Here is a 19,901-nt window from a genome sequence, read left to right on the forward strand (position 1 = left end):
GGCCAGCGTGAGCGCGGGCACCACCCACTCGCTGGCCGTGCGCACCGACGGCACGCTCTGGGCCTGGGGCAACAACGCCAGCGGCCAGCTCGGCACGGGCGGCGGCGGCAGCAGCGCCACGCCGGTGCAGGTGGGCGCGGCCACCAACTGGGCCAGCGTGAGCGCGGGCGCCAACCACTCGCTGGCCGTGGGCACCGACGGCACGCTCTGGGCCTGGGGCCTGAATAGCAGCGGCCAGCTCGGCAAAGCCGCATCATCTGCGACGCCACTGCCGATATACACGCCACCGGTGACTATGCCGATGCTGGCCGCCACCCCGGGCGCCACCCTGGCCCCCGAGCAGGTGCCCACCGCCGTAGATGGCGGCCTGAGCGTGACCAGTGCCAGCAGTGCCACCCTGGTCTCGGCCACTGTTAGCCTCAGCAGCGGCCTTGTGCCGGCCGAAGACGCGCTGGCCTTCGTGCCCGCCGGCAACATCACCGGCGCCTACGATGCCGCCACCGGCGTGCTCAGCCTGGCCTCGGCCGCGCCCTTCGCCACCCTGGCCGACTGGCAGGCCGTACTGCGCAGCATCACCTACCTGAACGCCTCCGACACCCCCACCACGGCCGACCGCACGGTGAGCTTCGTGGTGAACGACGGCGGCCTCGACAGCAGCCCCGCCACCAAGCTGGTGCAGGTGCAGGCCGTGAACGACGCCCCCGCCGCCCCCGCCGACACCGACCCGGCCCCCAACGCCGTGGCCGAGAACGCGCCGGCCGGCACCCCGGTGGGCCTGACCGTGGCCGCCACCGACGTGGACAGCCCCGCCCTCACCTACACCCTGACCGACGACGCCGGTGGTCGCTTCGTCATCGAGCCCGTGACCGGCGTGGTGCGCGTAGCTCCCGGCGCCGTGCTCGACTTTGAAGCCGCCGGCAGCTACACCGTCACGGCCCAGGCCACCGACGGCAGCCTGACCAGCAGCCTCGCCTTCGTGATTGCGCTGACCGACGTGAACGAGGCCCCCGTGGTGGCCGACCAGTCCTACACCACCCAGGAAGACGGCGCCGCCGGCACCGTGGTAGGCACCGTGCTGGCCACCGACCCCGACGCGGGCCAGGCCCTGACCTACACCCTCACGGCCGGCAACACCAACGGGGCCTTCGCCCTGGTGGGCAACCAGCTGCAGGTGGCCAACGCCGCCGCCCTCGACCTGGCCGCCACGCCCGTGTTTACGCTGACCGTGGACGTGGCCGACAACGGCACTCCCGCCCTCACCACCCCCGCCACCCTAACCGTGACCCTGACGCCGGCGCCCTGCACCGAGCCACAGGGCGTGGCCGTGGGCAGCATCGGCACCAACACCGCCAGCGTGAGCTTTGCGGGCAGCGCCACCGCCGCCAGCGGCTACCGCGTGACCTACACCGCCGCGGGCGGCCCGGCCCAGACCGTAACGGCCCCCGCCTCGCCGGTGGCCCTGGCTGGCCTGCAACCCAACACCACTTACGACGTGACCGTGACCAGTATCTGCAGCCGCAGCCAGTCGGCGGTGTCGGCAACGACTTCCTTCACCACGCTGTGCGAGGTGCCGGTGCTGGCCGCCATCGCCAGCCAGCGCGTGAACGTGGACGCCGGCCTGTGTGGCGCCTCGGTGAGCTTCGCGGCGTCGGCCAGCGGCACACCGGCCCCGGCCCTGAGCTTCACGCTCGGCGGCGCGGCCATCGGCTCGCCCTACGTCTTCCCGGTGGGCACTTCGACGGTAACGGCCACGGCCAGCAGCTGCGGCGGCACCGCCACCCGCACCTTCACCGTGACGGTGATTGACAACGAGAACCCGACCATCACCACCCCCGTGTCGGTGGTGGTGAGCACCGATGCCGGCCAGTGCGCGGCCACCAACGTGGCCCTGGGCACCCCCACCGCCGGCGACAACTGCTCCGGCGTGCGGGTGCGCAACAACGCCCCGGCGTCCTTCCCGAAAGGCACCACCACGGTGACCTGGACGGCCACCGACGCCTCGGGTAATGTGGCAACGGCCACCCAGTTCGTGACGGTGAACGACACGGAAGCCCCCGTGGTGTTTGCCCCCGCCGCTGTGTCGGCCAGCACCGACGCTGGCCAGTGCACCGCCACCGGCGTGTCCCTGAGCAACCCCGTCCTCGGCGACAACTGCCCCGGCACCACGGTGAGCAACAACGCCCCCGCCGCCTTCCCCAAAGGTGTGACGACGGTAACCTGGACCGCTACCGACGCGGCCGGCAACACCGCCACCGCTACCCAGCTGGTGACCGTGACGGATAACGAGCGCCCCACCATCTCGGCCCCCGCTGCCGTTGCCGTGAGCACCAACGCCGCCGGCTGTACCGCCACCGGCGTGGCCCTGGGCACGCCCACCTTCGGCGACAACTGCGCCGGCACCACGGTGAGCAACAACGCCCCGGCGACCTTCAATAAGGGCACCACCACGGTAACGTGGACGGCCACCGACGCCAGTGGCAACACCGCCACCGCCACGCAAGTGGTGACGGTGCGCGACACGGAAGCGCCGACCATCACGGCCCCCGTGGCCAAAGCCATTTCGACGGATGCCGGCAGTTGCACCGCCACCAACGTGGCCCTGGGCACCGCTACCGCCGCCGACAACTGCTCGGGCGTGACCGTGACCAACAACGCCCCGGCCGCCTTCGCCAAAGACCGTACCACGGTAATCTGGACGGCCACCGACGCCGCCGGCAACGTGGCCACCGCCACCCAGCTCGTGACCGTGACCGACACCGAACGCCCCACCATCTCGGCCCCCGCGGCCAAAGTGGTATCGACCAGCACCGGCCAGTGCAGCGCCACGGGCGTGAGCCTGGGCACCGCCACAGCCGGTGATAACTGCACCGGCGTGAGCGTGACCAACAATGCGCCCGCCACCTTCCCGAAAGGCAGCACCACGGTAACGTGGACGGCCACCGACGCGGCCGGCAACACCGCCACCGCCACCCAGCTCGTGACCGTGAACGACACCGAGCGGCCCGTGCTGACCCTGCCCGCCAGCCTGACCGTGGCCGCCCCCACGGGCCAGTGCAGCGCCGTGGTGACCTTCGCCACTTCGGCCACCGATAACTGCACCGGAGCCCCCACGGTAGTGGCCAGCCCGGCTTCGGGCAGCACCTTCGCCGTGGGCACCACCACCGTGACCGTGACGGCCACCGATGCCAGCGGCAACGTGAGCACCGGCAGCTTCACGGTGACCGTGACGGGTAGCACGCCCCCGGCCCCCACCATCGCCGTGGCCCCCGCCGCCCTCAACAACGGCAAGATGTACCTGCTCTACCTCGGCTACGGCTCGCAAACGGCCACCCTCACCGCCTCGGGCGGCACCAGCTACGCCTGGAGCCCGGCCACCGGCCTGAGCAACGCCAACACCGCCAACCCCGTGTTTACGCCCACTGCCGAAGGCACCTACACCTTCACCGTGACGGCCAGCGGCAGCGGCTGCTCGGCCGGCGCCAGCACCAAAACCGTCACCATCGTGGTGGAAGACGTGCGCTGCGGCAACAACAACGAGAAGCTTCAAGTGTGCCACAACGGCCAGACCATCTGCGTGGCCAACAGCGCCCTGAACGCCCACCTGGGCCACGGCGACAAGCTGGGCAACTGCGCCGCCCCGCGCCCGGCCGCCCCGGCTGAAGTAGCCACTGCCAGTGCTGCCCCGGCCCTGGCCGTGTACCCCAACCCTACGGCCGACCAGGCCACGGTAGCCTTCCACGCCCCGGCCGACGGCACGGCCACGGTGGTGGTCTACAACGAGCTGGGCCAGGTGGTGGCCCGCCTCTTCGACGGTGCCGTGACCAGCGGCCAGGACTACGCCCTGGCCCTCAACAGCCAGCGGCTGGCCGCCGGCCTCTACGTGTGCCGCCTGGTGCTCAACGGCCACACCGAGCTGCGCCGCCTGACCGTGGTGCGGTAAGGCGCCTCAATGGCAACAAGCAGAAAGGGCCTGCCGACGATGTCGGCAGGCCCTTTCTGCTTGTTGCCATTGAGGCCCACCAGCCCCGGCGCCTACGGCCGCCCCAGAAACGCCAGCACCGCCGCGTTGAAGGCGGCCGGGTCTTCGCGCGGGGCGTAGTGCGACAAGCCGGGGAAGATGTGAACCTGCCCCCGCGGCAGGCTGGCGGCAATGAGCCGGGTGTGGGCGTCCTGAATCAGGTCGTGCTGGCCAGCCAGCACCAGCGTGGGCGCCGCAATGCCGGCCAGGTCCGTGGCCTTCATGCGGGGGTAATCGAGCAGCAGCACCGTGAGCGGGCGCGCCTGCCGGGCCTGCTTGTTGAAGGGGTAGAGGGCCGTGGTGAGCAGCTTGCCCTGGCGCACTTCCTTCAGGGTAGCGGGCGTCACGGCCAGGGTGTCGGCCCAGAGGTTGGCGCCCATGGTCACGAGCTTCTTCACCTGCTGCGGGTGGCGCAGGGCCAGGCTCAGGCCGGTGTTACCGCCGTCGCTCCAGCCCACCACGTGGGCGGCCGGAATGTTCAGGGCTTTGAGCAGGGCGCTCATGTCGTCGGCGAACAGGTCGTAGGTCAGCGTCTGCTTGCCGTTGGTGCTCTGGCCCTGGGCGCGGGTGTCCACGGCGATGACCTGATAGTGCTTGGCCAGCTCGGGAATCTGGCCATTGAAGGCCGAGATGGACTGGCCGTTGCCGTGCAGCAGTAGCAGCGGCTCGCCCTGCCCGTAGGTTTCGTAGTAGAGCTTGATGCCGTTGAGGGCCACCGTGTGGCCGGCGGCGGGGTTGCGGCCGTAGTTCACCACGCCTTGGCCGATGATTTCGAGGTAGTGGTTGCCGCTGGCTTCGGCCACCGTGCGGTAGCGGAAAGCGTCGTTGTAGTACAGCGGGCGCCAGCCGTTGGGGAAGCCGTTGGCGCTATCGGCGCGGGTGGCCTCGAAGTCGCCGTTGAGCAGCGGCACGGCCTGCCACTGGCCTTTGCTGACCTCGGCTTCCAGCTTAAAGTTGTCGTAGCCGAAGGTGCCGTTGAGGTACACGTAGGCGTTGACGGTGAGCCGGGCGGCCGTCGTGGGCAGCGTGCCGGTGAAGGCGAAGTTGCGCCACTGGCCGTCGCGCCGCTTGGCCCGCATCTGGCCGAGCTTGCTGCTGCTCAGGTACTTCTTGTTTTTGTCGAACAGCACCACGAAGGCGTTGGCGTCGGCGCTGTCGCCGGCCGGGGCTTCCACCTTCATGCGGGCCGAGAGGCGGTAGGGCTTGCCGGCGTAGGGCTGCACCTCGGCCCAGTGCCGGAAGTAGAAAGAGTTGCTGACCTGGGTTTTAAGCCGGGCCTGGGCGGCAGCGGGCGAGTAGAAGGCCAGCAGGGTGAGGAGGAGAAAAAGGTGTTTCAAGAGCAGCAAGGGAAAGGTGAGCAGCTTCGTGATGCCAAAAACGGCCAGCCGGTTGCCCGGCTGGCCGTTTTAGCTGGTTGACTTTTGGGAAGGCGTGCGCCCCAGTTAGTCAATGTACAACACCTGCGTCATGGTCTGGCCCACGGCCTTGAGCGTCTTGCGGTCGATGATGCTCATGTTGTCGGCGGTGGCGTGGTGGTAGGCCGGGAAGTAGTCGTTGCCGTAGCTGGGGTGGTCGTAGATGTCCAGCGTCGGAATGCCGGCCCGGTTGGTGTACACGTGGTCGTCGGTAATGCCGCCGGTGTCCTGAAACAGAAAGAAATCGGAGTAGCCCAGCGTGGCGGCCGTGTTCCAGATTTTGTCGAGCGGGCCGCGGGCCTGGGTGCGCGAGGTTTCTTCGCGGGTAAAGGTGCCGCCCTTGGCGCCCACCATGTCGAGCAGCACGCCATATTCGGCCTTGTAGCCGGCGGGCAGCAGGTTCTTGGTCCAGTACTGCGAGCCCAGGCACCACGAATCGGTACCGCTGCCGTCGAGCTGGTTCTTGAGGCCCTGCTGGGTGGTGTCGTCGTGGCCCCAATCTTCGGCGTCGAAGAAAATGAAGTCCACGCCCACGTTGGGGGCCAGCGAGTCGGGCTGCTGGGCGAGCACGCGGGCCATTTCCATGGCTACGGCCACGGCGCTGGCGCCGTCGGAGGCGCCGTCCATGGGGGCGTTTTTCTTCTGCTTGTCGTTGTCGGCGAAGGGCCGGGTATCCCAGTGGCCGAAGATGGCCACCCGCCGCGCCGCCGTGGGCTGGTACTGGGCAATGATGTTGCGGCAGCGGATGTTGGTGCCGTCAAACGTCATCGCGCTGAAGGGCTGCTCCATCACCTTCAGACCGAAGCCTTTCATTTTGCGCACCAGCCAGTCGCCGCAGGCCACGTGGGCCTTGGAATTGGGCACGCGCGGCCCGAAGCTCACCTGCTTGGCCGTGAAGGCGTAGGCCGAGTCGGCGTTGAACACCGGCGCTTTGGGCAGCTTGGGGGCGGCCGGGGCGCTGGTGTCGGCGGTTTCGGTGGTCTTGGTTTTGTCCGGGCAGCCGGTGAGGACGAGCAGGCCAGCCAGCGCGGCAAGGGGAAGGCGGAGGGTGCGGAAATTCATATTCTTTACTGTCATCCTGAGCGCAGCGAAGGACCTTATCGCGTCAGGAAGCAATTTTGGTTACTAAACTCAACTATGCGCAGACGTGAGAAGGTCCTTCGCTGCGCTCAGGATGACAGACGATTTTGCCAGTTTGCTACTCCTCACTGTACGCCCACTCCACGCCGGCCTTGGTGTCCTTTATCACGATGCCCTGGCTTTTGAGCGCGGCCCGAATGACGTCGACCTTGTCGTAGGCCTTCTCGGCTTTGGCTTCGGTGTAAAACTCCAGCGTGAGCTTGAGCAGTTCCTCGGCGTTGGCGCGGGGCTCGTCTTGCAGGCCTAGGATGTCGCTTACCACGGCGCGGTAGGCGTCCACGGCTTCGGTGAGGGCGGCGGAGGAAACGGTGGCCATGGCAGCCGTGGTAGCGGCCAGGGTGTTGAACTTGCGCAGCAGATTGAAGAGGCTGGCAATGGCACGGGCCGTATTCAAGTCGTCGTTCAAACCCACGAACACGTCGGCCACCAGCTTGCGCAGCTCGGTGTCGCCGGCGGTGGTGTCGGGCTGCTTGCCCTCGGCCAACGGCGCCACCGTGCGGTCGCGGATGACGTCCGACGACAGGCTGTCGGCGGTGAGGCGGTCGAGCAGGCGCAGGCCGTTCATCAGCTTGCGGTAGCCTTTGCGGGCGGCCTGCAGGGCGTCGTCGCTCACATCCACCGGCGAGCGATAGTGGGCCTGCAGCAGGAAGAAGCGCACCACCATGGGCGAGTAGCCGAAGGCCAGCGGCCCGGTCGGCCCCTTGAACATGTCGCCCAGCAACACAAAGTTGCCCAGGCTCTTGCTCATCTTGGTGCCGTTCACGGTTATCATGTTGTTGTGCACCCAGAAGCGGGCCTCGTCGGTGTGCGAGTGGCTGCCCTGGCTCTGCGCAATCTCGCACTCGTGGTGCGGGAACATGAGGTCGAGGCCGCCGCCGTGGATGTCGCTCAGGTCGCCGAGGTACTTGCGGCTCATGGCCGAGCACTCCAGGTGCCAGCCGGGAAAGCCTTCGCCCCAGGGCGAGGGCCAGCGCATGATGTGCTCGGGCGAGGCCTTCTTCCAGAGGGCAAAGTCCAGCGGGCTGCGCTTTTCGCTCTGGCCTTCCAGGCCGGCGCGGGTGCCGGCCAATTGGTCTTCGATGCTGCGGTTCGAGAGCTTGCCGTAGCGCTTGCCTTCCTCGTTGTACTTGGGCACGTCAAAATACACCGAGCCGTTGACTTCATAGGCCAGGCCGTTGTTGATGATTTCCTCAATCACCTGAATCTGCTCGATGATGTGGCCGCTGGCCTGGGGCTCGATGTCGGGCGGCAGGCAGCCCAGGCCCAGCATGTGCTGGCGGTAGCGGTTGGTAAAGTGCTGGGCCACCTGCATGGGCTCGATGCGGGCGGCGCGGGCGGCCTTTTCCATCTTGTCCTCGCCGGTATCGGCGTCGCTTTCGAGGTGGCCTACGTCGGTGATGTTGCGCACGTAGCGCACCTGGTAGCCCAGGTGGCGCAGGTAGCGCGTCAGCACGTCGAACACCACCGGGCCGCGGGCGTTGCCGAGGTGGGCTTCGCTATACACGGTGGGACCGCACAAGTACACGCCCACCTGGGGCGGGTGCAGGGGCTGGAATTCTTCTTTCTTGCGGGTAAGCGTGTTGTAAAGACTAAGCGACATGGTGCAAAGGTAGCGGGCCGCGCGACGTACGGCGGCGGGAAGGGTCATAACAAACAAACGGACGGTTTGACTCCGCCGCGTTCTGAATTAGTTAGGCATCTGCGCGCGGCTTCGCTCCACCTTGCCAGTCCAGGGAATTTGCCTTGTTCGCTTCTGATATCTTGTATAAATGCACGTATCGGCGCGGGCCCAACACGTGGGGTAAGAATAGAGCGGCTATTGGCGTTATTGCGCCATGAAGCACTTACTATTGTTGCCGTTAAGCATCATTGGCTTAGGTGAGGCAGCCGCTCAGCGCGCGTCGCCGACGGTGCAGTACCCACAGTTGAGCAAAACGCTCGACAGCCTGGCCTACGTCGACCAATGGCCCATGCAGCGCCTGTTCAAGCAGGAGCCGGACAGCGCCGGCCGAGACCTAGTGCAGGTTGAAAAGGAGAATTTCGCCCGGCACCAGCCCTTGCTGGAAAAAATAGTGCGCCGGTACGGCTACCCCGGCATCCGGCAGGTAGGCAAGACCAGCGCCAACAATTTCTGGCTCTTGGTGCAGCACGCCGATGCTTACCCCGCTTTTCAGCAGCAGGTGCTCAAGCTGATGCTGCCCGAAGTGAAACGCAAAAATGCCGATTCCTCCAATTACGCCTACCTCACCGACCGGGTCGCCATCAACACGGGCCAACCTGAGGAGTACGGCACGCAGGTTGAATACAAGGGCCCGGGCCTGGGCCAGGCAGTACCCAAGTCCTTGCGCGACCCGGCCCGGGTCAATGAGCGCCGCACCGCCATTGGGATGGAACCGCTGGAAAATTACCTGCGCATGATGACCCAAATGCACGTGGAGATGAATACGCCCAAGGCTCCCAATCAATAAAGTAATCAACTGCAAGCGCCCTGCTCGCTAATCAAGCCAACTGACGAAAGCAGGGCCACACCCAGCCGAACGCGGCCTCATCCTTATTTCAGCTGATACAAGGCTTCCACCGGAAAATGGTCGCTCCATTTCATTTCGCGGTGCACCTGGCAGCCCAGCACCTGCCACTGGGGCGAGGCAAACTGCTGGTCGATGCGCAGGCCGGGCAAGCGGCCGTGGTAGGTGGCCCCAATGCCGAGGCCCACGGTGGCCCAGGCGTTTTGGAGGTGGTCGGCCAGCTGGTCGTAGGGGTAGGAATAGGGCAGGTCGTTGAGGTCGCCGGCCAGCAGCACGGGGTAGGGTGAGCGGGCCACGCGGGCCAGCACGGTGTCAACCTGGGTGCCGCGGGCCACGGCGCCGTTGCGGAAGCGGCGCAGCAGGTTGGGCGCTTTCTGGCGCAGGCCGGCGCGGCTTTCGGTGGCAGCGGCCAGGTCGGCGTCGGCCATGCTCATGCTTTGCAGGTGCAGGTTGAACACGCGGATGGTGTCGGGGCGGCCGCGGCCGGTGCGGGCGGCAGGGCGCGCCACGTCGGCCCACATGGCGTGGTTTTGCGAGAGCTTGCCGAAGCTGATGGTGCCGCGCCGCACAATGGGAAAGCGCGAAAAAATGGCCAGCCCGAACTCGGCGCCCGCCTTGTTGGTGAGCGTGACGGACACGAACGAGTGCCGGCCGCTGCTGCGCCCCAGGTATTCTTCCGACCGGAAAATGTCCTTGTCCTGTCCCGAGCCGTGGGGCTCGTTGTAGAATTCCTGCAGGCAGAGCACGTCGGCCGGGCTGGTGGCCAGCCACCGAATCAGGCCAATGGAGGAGGCATTATCGGGCTCGCGCAGTTGGGCGTACACGTTGAAAATCCGCACGTTGGCCGACAGCAGCGACACCTCGCTGGGGTGCACCGCGAAAAACCGGGAGCGCGGCAGCGCCACCTTGGGCAAGGGCACGGGGCGGCCCCCGGCGGGCGGGGTTTCGCCCTGCATTTCCGGAAACACCAGGTGCAAAGCCAGCCCGCGCTGCACGTGGGGCCACATCAGGCCCAGCACCGCAATGGGCAGCACGGCCACCCGCCAGTTGCGCCGCAGCCAGTACAGCGCCAGCAGCGCCGTGAGCAGCAGCGCCACCGGCGTGGTGAGCGCCCCAAACACCACCGGCCAGAACGCGCCGGCCGGCACCTGCTCGCAGGCAATGGCCAGCAGCAGCCAGCCCAGGGTGAACAAGGTTATTTTGAAAGCGAAAGAGCGGCGCACGGCACAGAAAAACGAGCCCGCAAAGGTAACGCCGGGCCCGCAAGCGCCGCCGGGGAGGTATAAGCGGCTTGGTGCTGGAATAATTGGTGCTGGAATAAAAAGAACGTCATGTCGAGCGCAGCCGAGACATCTCGCGTGCCAAAGTAATTAAGTCGGCTGTCATCCTGAGCGCCGCGAAGGACCTTACCACGTCCGAACTTTTTGCAGTAATCAATTTGGCGCAAACGTGATAAGGTCCTTCGCGGCGCTTAGGATGACAGCCGAAGCTTAGGCAGGACCCAACACGACACAGGTCGCCCCAGAATCAGGGGCAACCTTGCACGAATTTTGCACCGGCGCCGTTTCGGCAAAACCCCGGTGCCCGCCCCTGCCCCACGGCACGCGGCGGACGGGCTCCATCTTACCGTTTTCTGCCTCTGGCGCACGTATGCCTCTACTTTTCCGCGTTGATTGCCGGCCCCTGCGGGCGGCGCTGTTGTTGGTAATGCTGCTGGCGGCCGGCCGGCCCGCCCGGGCCACGGGCGGCGAGCCCGGCCACCCCAGCCTCGAATTTATTCAGAACCAGGGCCAGTGGGAAAGCCCGGTGCGCTACGAAGCCGCCCTGCCATCGGGCCGGCTGTTTGTGCTGCGCAACGCCCTCACCTACAGCTTCGTCGACCCGGCCCTGCTGAGCCACCACCACGGCACGGACAAAACCGGCCAGCCCGCGAGCGCCGCCGCCCACGCCTACACCGTGCATTTTGAGAAAGCCAACGCCCGCCCCCGCCTCACGGCCGAGACGCGCACCGAGGGCGAACGCAACTACTTTGTGGGCAACGACCCCAAGCGCTGGGCCAGCCACGTGGCCGCCTTCCGCCGGCTGCGCTACGAGGAGCTGTGGCCCGGCATCGGCCTGACGCTGTATGAGAACGCCGGGCAGCGCCTGGAATACGACGTGCTGCTGGCCCCGCGCGCCAACCCCGCCCGCGTGGCCCTGCGCTACGACGGCGCCAGCAGCCTGAGCCTGGATGCGGCCGGCAACCTGGTCATCAAAACCAGCGTGGCCACCACCACCGAAACCGCTCCGCAGGCCTGGCAAACCGACGCCGCCGGCCAGCGCCGGGCCGTGCCCTGCCGCTTTGTGCTCACCGGTAACACCGTCACGTTCGCCTTGGGCCAATACGACCGCACCCGCGCCCTCACCATCGACCCTACGGTGCAGTTTTCCACCCTCACCGGCTCAGCGGCCGACAACTGGGGCTTTACGGCGACCTACGACGCGGCCGGCAACCTCTATTCGGGCGGCATTGCCTTCGGGCCGGGCTACCCGACGACGAATGGCGCCTACCAGGCCAGCTTCAGCAGCCTGGAAGACATGGCATTCATTAAATACAACACCAGCACCACGGGCGGCGCGGCGCGGGTGTGGGCCACCTACCTGGGCGGCAACAGCGCCGATTTTCCGCATAGCCTAGTAGTAAATGCGCAGAACGAGCTGGTCATTCTCGGCAGCACATCGTCTACCAACTTTCCTACCACCACCGGCGCGGCACAGCGCACGTTCGGGGGCGGCACACCTCTCAACCCCTTCGCAGCCCCCGTTACAGCCACGCAGTATATGATGCCCAATGGCGCCGACCTGGTGATTGCGCGGCTCAGTGCCACCGGCAGCGCGCTGCAGGCCAGCACCTACCTGGGCGGCTCCGGCAACGATGGCGTGCAGCGCGGGGGTTCGCTGCTGGCCGTGAACTACGGCGACGTGTTTCGGGGCGATGTGCTGCTCGACGGGGCCGGCAACGTGTACATCGCCTCGAACACCACTTCGCGCAACTTCCCGCTCATGAACTCGGGCTTCAACAGCGTGCTGGCCACTGGCGGCGCCAGCGATGCGCTGATAGCCAAGCTCAACCCCAACCTGAACATAGTGGTGTGGGCCGGCTACCTGGGCGGCACCGGCGAAGACGCGGCTTACTCCCTGCAGCGCGACGCGCAGGGCCGGGTGTACGTGAGCGGCGGCACCACGTCGCCCGCGCTGCCGGCCACGGCCGGGGCGTACCTAACCAGCCGGCCGGGCGGCACCGACGGCTTCGCGGCCCGCATCAGCGCCGATGGATTGACGCTGGACCGGGTGACTTACATCGGCACGGGCGGCTACGACCAGGCGCAGTTTCTGCAGCTCGATGCAGCCGGCAATGCGTATTTGTTTGGCCAAACGCTGGGGGCGTTTCCGACCACGCCGGGCCTATACGGCACGGCCAACGGCTCGCTCTTCATCCAAAAGCTGAACGCCGACCTGACGGCCAGCGTCTACAGCACCGTTTTCGGCAACCGCAACGGGGCCCTGGGCGGGCCCAACATGGTGCCCACGGCCTTTTTGGTTGATGACTGCGAGCGGGTGTACGTGAGCGGCTGGGGCGGCGAGGACAACGACCAGGGCCAGTGGCTGGGCGGCAGCACCTTCGGCCTGCCCACCACGGCCAACGCCGTGCAGCGCACCACCGACGGCTCCGATTTTTACCTGGCCCAGTTCTCGGCTGGCATGACGGGGCTGGAATACGCCACCTTCTTCGGGCAAAACGGGGGCGCAGCCGAGCACGTCGACGGTGGTACCTCGCGTTTCGACAAGCGCGGCGTGGTGTACCAGGCCATGTGCGCTACCTGCGGCGGCGGCCAGGGCTTCCCCGTGCCGCCCAATGCTGGCACCTACACCACCCGCAACGGCAGCACGAACTGCAACAACGGCGCCTTCAAAATGACCTTCGACATCGTTCAGGCCGACCCCGGCCCGCGCCGCTTTGTGTGCCTGGACGGCGGGCCGGTGACGCTGGGCGGCGCGCCCTCGGGCGGCACCTGGACGGGGCCAGGCGTACGGGCCGTGGCCGGCGGGGGCTACCAGTTTGTGCCTACTGCGGTGGGCCCGGGCCAGTACGGCATCACGTATTCGGTGGCCTCGACGGGCATCTGCGTCAGCACCAAGGGCGTGCGCTACGTGGTGGCCCCGCCTGTGGTACCGGCCATTGCCGTGGTGCCGCCACAGTGCACCTCGGGCAGCGCCGTGCCGCTGGCGGCCACGCCGGCGGGCGGCACCTGGAGCGGGCCGGGCGTGAGCGGCGGCAGCTTCAACCCGGCCGCGGCGGGGGTGGGCACGCACACCATCACCTACAGCGTGAGCGACTCGCTGGGCTGCGGCACCAGCACCCGCCAGGTGGTGGTGACGCGCCCGCCCACCGTGACCCCGGGCCGCGACACCACCCTCTGCGCCGACCAGCGCCAGCCGTTTCAACTGCGCGGCTTTGCGCCGGCGGGTGGCGTGTGGAGCGGCACCGGCGTGTCGGCGGGCGGCTTTTTCACGCCGCCGAACACCAACAACCGCGGCGGCGTGTTCGTGCTCACCTACACCGTGACCGAAGGGCCCTGCCAGACGGCGGTGCAGCGCACGGTGGTGGTGGCCCCCACCTCCAACCAGAACGTGGACCTGAACCTGCCCGTGTGCGCGGCCCTGCCGCAATACGCCGGCCTGGCGCCCTTCAAGTGCCTGCTCACGCCCGTGCTGCTGGCGCCGCATGCCAGCTACCTCTGGGATTTTGGAGATGGCAGCCCCACCAGCAGCGAGGCCACCCCGACTCACCTCTACGAGAAGCCCGGCTCCTACCGCGTGCAGCTCACGGCCCGCTACGCCAACTGCGAGGTGCTCACCGGCTTCGCGCCCGTGGAAGTGGGCGAAGTGCTGGTGCCCAACATCATCACGCCCAACGGCGACAACCTGAACCAGACCTTCCGGCCGCGCATCGGCTGCCTGCCCACCTCGCTGGAAGTGTATTCGCGCTGGGGCCAGCGGGTGTACCAATCTAACGATTATCATTATGACTGGGACGCCAAAAACCTGCCCGACGGCATCTACTACTACCTGCTGCGCGACACCGACAACCGCCAGGTGAAGGGCTGGGTGGAGGTGCGCCGCTAGCCCGGCCGCTGCCCCCGCACGACCAGCGGTGCGGGGGCAGCGGCCGGCCGGTATTGTCCTTCAAGGCATGGCCGGTTTTCCTTGCTGAATTTCCTCTTTCAACGCTTTATCTTTACCAATCCACGGATTCCTTTCCATTAGCTATTGATGATTACACGTCTACCTTTTGCCGCCGCCACGCTTTTCCTGCTGACTGCCGCTCAGGCCTTTGGCCAGGCCGGTGAGCACGCCGGGCCGGCCAGCCACACCCTCGAATTCATCGAAAACAAAGGCCAGTGGGACACCCGGAGCCGCTACGAGGCCCAGTTGCCCGGCGGCCGGCTCTTTGCCGAAACCGACGGCCTCACGTTTTCGCTGCTGGCCGATGGCGGCCCCGCCCGCCACGCCCACGGCGCCCCCAAGGCCACCCCGCCCCCGGCCGACAGCACCGTGCGCGGCCACGCCCTGAAGCTGCGTTTCGAGGGCGCCGCGCCGGCCCGCGTGACGGCCGAAACGCCCACCGCCGAGCGCCGCAACTACTTCCTCGGCGGCGACGCCAAGCGCTGGACCCACGACGTGCGCAGCTTCCGCGAGCTGCACTACGCCGGGATGTGGCCGGGCGTGAGCGCCCGCGTGTACGAGAGCGCCGACCAGCACCTGGAGTACGACTTCGTGCTGGCGCCCGGCGCCCGGCCCGGCGCCATTGCCCTGCGCCACGACGGCGCCGACGGCCTGCGCCTCGATGCCGCCGGCAACCTGCTGGTGAGGACGAGCGTGGGCACCCTCACGGAGCGCGCCCCGCAGGCCTGGCAGGCCGACGCCGCCGGCAAGCACCAGCCGGTGGCCTGCCGCTACGTGCTGACGGGCAGCACCGTACATTTTGCGCTGGGCAAATACGACGCCGCCCGCCCGGTCACCATCGACCCGGTGGTGGTGTTTTCGAGCTACACCGGCGCCACGGCCGACAACTGGGGCTTCACCGCCACCTACGATGCGCAGGGCAACCTCTACTCCGGCGGCATCGTGTTTGGGCAGGGCTACCCCACCAGCTTCGGGGCGTACCGCACTTCTTTCGCGGGGCAATTCGACATCGGCATCATCAAGTACAACACGGCCGTTACGGGGTCGGCGGCGCGGGTGTGGGCCACCTACATCGGCGGCTCCGGCGCCGATTTTCCGCACAGCCTGGTGGTGAACAGCCAGGGCGAGCTGTTGATTCTGGGTACCACGGGCTCGACGGGCGCGGTGGGGTCGACCACGGCCTTTCCCACCACCACCGGGGCGTTGCAGCGCACATTTGCCGGCGGCACCGCCGCGTCCCCGTTCGGCTTCAGCTACTCGCCTACCTACAACGTGCCCACCGGCTCCGACCTGATTATCGCCAAGCTCAACGCCACCGGCACTGCCCTGGTGAGCAGCACCTACCTGGGCGGCTCCGGCAACGACGGCCTGCTGCCGCTCGACCCCAACCTCTCGGCCTTCAGCACCACGCCGCAGCTGGCCCACAACTACGGCGACCCTTTTCGAGGTGATATTCAAGTAGATGCGGCCAACAATGTATACATTGCCACGCACACCACTTCCACCAACTTTCCCATGGCCCGGGGCTTCAACAGCCTTTACCGGGGCGGTGCCTCCGACGGCGTGGTGTGTAAGTTCACCCCCGACCTCACGGCCCTGACTTGGGGCAGCTATCTGGGCGGCACCGGCTCCGACGGCGCCTTTTCCATTCAGATTGAGCCCACCAGCGGCGACGTATACGTGGCCGGCGGCACGCTGAGCCCTAACTTTCCGACCACGGCGAATGCCTACCGCACCACTCGCCCCGGCGACGTGGATGGCTTCGTGACGCGCATTGCGGCCAACGGCACGAGCATTCTGCGGTCCTCCTTTGTGGGCACGGTCGACTATGACCAGGCGTTTTTCCTGCAGCTTGGTTCCGATGGCGGGGTGTATCTGTTGGGCCAGACCGGGGGCACTTTTCCGGTCACGCCCGGCCTCTACAACACCCGCTTCGGCACGCAGTTCATTCAGAAGTTTGATGCCAACCTGGGGCAAAGCCTGCTCTCGACGGTGTTCGGCAGCACCGCCGCCTCGAACATCGGCTTCATCAACATCGACCCCACGGCCTTTCTGGTGGACCAGTGCGACCGGGTGTACGTGTGCGGCTGGGGCGGCAACGAGAATGCCCAGGGCTACCCCTACATGGACTACAACGGCACTACCGTGGGCATGCCCATCACGCCCGGCGCCGCCCAGACCACTACCGATGGCTCCGACTTTTACCTGGCGCAGTTTTCGGCCGGCCTCACCAGCTTGGCCTACGGCACCTACTACGGCGATACCACCCCCAACTCTGCCGGCGAGCATGTGGACGGCGGCACCTCGCGCTTCGACCCGCGCGGCATTGTGTACCAAGCCGTTTGCTCGTGCTTTTCCACCAACGGCTTTCCCATTCCGCCGGGCGCCAACTACTATTCGGCCACCAACAACAGCGTTTCGAATACCACTTTCAACGTGTCGTGCAACAACGCCTCGTTTGTGCTCAATTTCCAGCCCAGCATCGCCAACGCGGGCTCCGACCAGGGCGTGTGCGCCACGGCCGGGCCGCTGGCGCTGGTGGGCTCGCCGGCCGGCGGCGTGTGGAGCGGGCCGGGCGTGACGGGCTCGGTGGCCGCGGGCTTCGTGTTCACGCCCTCGGCGGCGCTGGTGGGCGTACAAACCCTCACCTACACCGTGGCCAGCACGGGCGCGTGCACCACCACCGGCGTCCGCCGCGTCACGGTGACGGCCCCGCCCGCGGTCACGCTCACCGCCGTACCACAGTCGAGCTACTGCCTGCCGGCGCCGGGCTCGCCAGCGTATGCGCTGGTGCCGTTGTCGGCCACGCCGGCGGGCGGCACGTTCAGCGGGCCCGGGGTGAGCGGCTCGGTGGCTACGGGCTTCACGTTTTCGCCCAACATCGCGGCCGGCACTTACCAGGTGACTTATACCCTGAACGTAAACGGCTGCGTGGTGACGGCCTCGCAGCCCGTGAGCATTGTGAGCGCGGCCAATGCCGGCGTGCCCCAAACCGTGTGCGCCACGGCCGGCCCACTGGCGCTGGTGGGCAGCCCCACGGGCGGCACCTGGACGGGGCCGGGCGTGACGGGCAGCCCCGCTGCGGGCTTTGTGTTCACGCCTTCGGCGGCGCTGGTGGGCGCCAATACCCTGACCTACACCGTGGGTGGCACCTGCTCCGGCAACCGCGTGGTAACGGTGACCACCCCGCCGGTGGTGGTTTTCAATCCGCTGCCGCAAGCCACGTACTGCCTGCCAGCCCCAGGCGGGCCGTCGATACCGCCGGTGCTTCTGACGGGCACACCGGCCGGCGGCCAGTTCAGCGGGCCAAACGTGACCGGCAATCCGGCCACAGGCTACGCGTTTTCGCCCACGCTCGCGGCCGGCACTTACCAGCTGACTTACACGGTGGTAGCCAACGGCTGCACGGTGCAGGCCACGCAAGCGGTGACGCTGGTGAGTCCGCCCGTGCCAACCCTGCCGGCCGATACCGTGCTCTGCCCCGGCAGCAGCCAGACGTTCCGGCTACGGGGCTCGCCGGCGGGCGGCACGTTTAGTGGCACGGGCGTGAGCGGCAGCGCGGCGGCCGGCTTCTTCTTCACGCCGCCAGTCGGCTTCCCCGGCGCCATCACCATAACATATAGCCTTGGCAACAGCGCTGGCTGCACGGGCAGCGCCACGCGGCGCATCTCGGTGGCCGCGGTGCCGCAGCTGGCCCCCACCTGGGCCCCGGTGGCCTGTGCCGAAACCCGCCTCACGCCGCTGACCCTGCGCTTCACGCTGGCCGGCACGGGCATCCCGACGCCGCCGAATGTGACGTGGGATTTCGGCGATGGCACGCAGTCGACCGAGGCCAATCCGACACACACCTACGCCGCGGTCGGTACTTACCGCCCCACCCTGCGCGTGCGCTACAACGGCGACCGCTGCGACGTCGTAGCCGCGCTCCCGGTAGTGGAAGCACAGGAGCGCAAAATCCCCAACATCATCACGCCCAACGGCGACAGCCAGAACCAGTTCTTCCGCCTTGGTCCTGACTGCCCGCCGCGCCTGCAAATCTTCTCCCGCTGGGGCCAGCAGGTCCTCGACGCCCCCGCCTACCACGACGACTGGAAAGCCGAAGGCCAGCCCGACGGCGTGTACTACTACCTCCTCACCTACCCCGACGGCCACCGGCTGAAAGGCTGGGTGGAGGTGGTGCGGTAAGGCGCCTGCGGCTTAAAGAGGACCTGAAAACGGCTGTCATCCTGAGCGCAGCGAAGGACCTTATCACGTTGGAGCAATTCGTATCAACGTGATAAGGTCCTTCGCTGCGCTCAGGATGACAGCCGTTTTCAGCTCTTTACTCCTCATCCATCCGCGGCGTCAGGTCTTTCCAATCGGGCAGCAAGTCCAGCCAGCCGGCCCCGATGGCGCAGCGGTAGTGGTAAAGTAGGTAGCTGGCGCTGGCGGTGTAGGAAGCCGACATGCCCAGCGCCGCGCCCACCATGCCCAGGCGGGGCACCAGCAGCAGGCAGGCGGGCACCGTCACGGCCAAGCCCAGCAGGGCGGCGCGGTTGTTCACGCCGTAGCGGGCCATGCTGCTGAAGTAGGTGCTGGCTTGCATGCCCGCCCCGTTGAGCAGAATGCCCGGCGCTAGGGCCAGAATCACGCCGTGGGCCGCCCCGAACTCGGGGCCGAAAACGGCGGCCAGCCACGCCGTGGGCACGGCCGCCAGCACCAGCACCGCCCCGGCCGTGGCCAGTAGCGTAAGCCGGCTGCTGCGCAGGGCCGCGTGGGTCTGGCCGTGCTTGTCGGCGGCATTCACTAGGGCCACATACTGAATGAGGGCCGTGCTGCGCGGAATCAGCCAGATGGCCTCGGCCAGGGCCACGCCCACGGAGAGGATGCCCAGCGTTTTGTTGCCCACTAGGTACGCCACGGCGTAGTAGCCGAAGCGGTAGTTGGCAAAGGTGAGCAGGTTGGAGAAATGGGCGCCCCGGCTGTGGCGCAGCAGCTCGCGCGTGACGACCCGGCGCCGGGCGCGCCGGCTGGCCCAGGCATCGGGCAGGCGCAGCAGCAAGGCCGTGCTGATGAGCCACGGCAGGCCATTGGCCAGGTAGTTGGCGTAGTAATAAGCGTCGATGCTCAGCCAGTGCGCCGCCGCGAAGGCCAGCGCCAGCGCCCCGGCCAGCAGCGCCGCCTGCACGGTGGTAAGGACATTGTAGTCGAGCTCGCGCTTGCGGCCCAGCAACAGAAACAGGTTAACGGAGAGCAGAATCTGTACCAGCGTCACGGCTGCCAGGTGCAGCACGTATTCCAGCGAAACCGGCCGCAGCAGGCCCACCGCCCCGGCCCCGGCCCCGCTCACCACCAGCGCCCAGCCGTAGGCCGGCGGCAGTAGGTGCCACACGTTGCGCCGCGGCACCAGGTATATCAGCGACGAGCCGCCCACCAGCCCGGCCAGCAGCACCAGCCCCGACATATCGGTATAAAACAAGCTGACCTGCCCGCGCCCCGCCGCCCCCAGGTAGCGCGCCGTGAGCCACACCACCGCAAAGCTCAGCCCCGCCGTGAGGACGCGCGCCGCGAAGTGGTGAAGGATGCGTTTGAGCATGG

At 67.5% G+C, this 19,901-nt stretch carries 9 protein-coding genes; 4 read left to right on the forward strand and 5 right to left on the reverse strand.

The genetic code is table 11. From position 1 onward, the window contains the following. A partial coding sequence (locus Q4S41_RS03600) for an HYR domain-containing protein (RefSeq protein ID WP_305029740.1) occupies nucleotides 1-3,940 on the forward strand: 3,940 nt, incomplete at its 5' end. A 92-nt stretch (nucleotides 3,941-4,032) separates the two neighbouring features. Here Q4S41_RS03600 and Q4S41_RS03605 read toward each other — a convergent pair. The 3 genes from Q4S41_RS03605 to cysS form a co-directional block, all read right to left on the reverse strand. Next, complete coding sequence (locus tag Q4S41_RS03605) at nucleotides 4,033-5,355, reverse strand: alpha/beta fold hydrolase (RefSeq protein ID WP_305029741.1); 1,323 nt, start codon at nucleotides 5,353-5,355, stop codon at nucleotides 4,033-4,035. 105 nt (nucleotides 5,356-5,460) lie between these two features. After that, a complete protein-coding gene (locus Q4S41_RS03610) occupies nucleotides 5,461-6,510 on the reverse strand; it encodes a M28 family peptidase (protein WP_305029742.1) in 1,050 nt (349 codons plus the stop codon). Nucleotides 6,511-6,631: 121 nt separating this feature from the next. After that, a complete protein-coding gene (gene cysS / locus Q4S41_RS03615) occupies nucleotides 6,632-8,173 on the reverse strand; it encodes a cysteine--tRNA ligase (RefSeq protein WP_305029743.1) in 1,542 nt (513 codons plus the stop codon). Between the two features lie 235 nt (nucleotides 8,174-8,408). On the opposite strand from cysS, the gene Q4S41_RS03620 reads away from it, so the two are divergent. Continuing rightward, on the forward strand, nucleotides 8,409-9,041 hold the full coding sequence (locus Q4S41_RS03620; RefSeq protein ID WP_305029744.1) for a DUF6624 domain-containing protein: 633 nt from the start codon (nucleotides 8,409-8,411) through the stop codon (nucleotides 9,039-9,041). An 83-nt stretch (nucleotides 9,042-9,124) separates the two neighbouring features. Here the strand turns inward: Q4S41_RS03620 and Q4S41_RS03625 are convergent, their stop codons facing one another. Next, nucleotides 9,125-10,321 (reverse strand): endonuclease/exonuclease/phosphatase family protein, encoded by a 1,197-nt coding sequence (locus Q4S41_RS03625; RefSeq protein ID WP_305029745.1) that lies wholly within the window; start codon nucleotides 10,319-10,321, stop codon nucleotides 9,125-9,127. 427 nt (nucleotides 10,322-10,748) lie between these two features. Here Q4S41_RS03625 and Q4S41_RS03630 point away from each other — a divergent pair, with 427 nt between their 5' ends. Together Q4S41_RS03630 and Q4S41_RS03635 are read left to right on the forward strand one after the other, a co-directional pair. Further along, nucleotides 10,749-14,264, forward strand: a complete 3,516-nt coding sequence (locus Q4S41_RS03630) for a DUF7948 domain-containing protein (RefSeq protein WP_305029746.1) — start codon at nucleotides 10,749-10,751, stop codon at nucleotides 14,262-14,264. A gap of 147 nt (nucleotides 14,265-14,411) precedes the next feature. Beyond that, the gene (locus Q4S41_RS03635; RefSeq protein ID WP_305029747.1) at nucleotides 14,412-18,509 is read left to right on the forward strand and encodes a DUF7948 domain-containing protein; all 4,098 of its coding nucleotides are present in this window, start codon (nucleotides 14,412-14,414) and stop codon (nucleotides 18,507-18,509) included. Between the two features lie 136 nt (nucleotides 18,510-18,645). On the opposite strand, the gene Q4S41_RS03640 is transcribed toward Q4S41_RS03635, so the two are convergent. Beyond that, nucleotides 18,646-19,899 (reverse strand): lipopolysaccharide biosynthesis protein, encoded by a 1,254-nt coding sequence (locus Q4S41_RS03640; RefSeq protein WP_305029748.1) that lies wholly within the window; start codon nucleotides 19,897-19,899, stop codon nucleotides 18,646-18,648. Between the last annotated feature and the right edge of the window lie 2 nt (nucleotides 19,900-19,901).

This window comes from Hymenobacter convexus, assembly GCF_030580955.1.
Lineage (GTDB): Bacteria > Bacteroidota > Bacteroidia > Cytophagales > Hymenobacteraceae > Hymenobacter.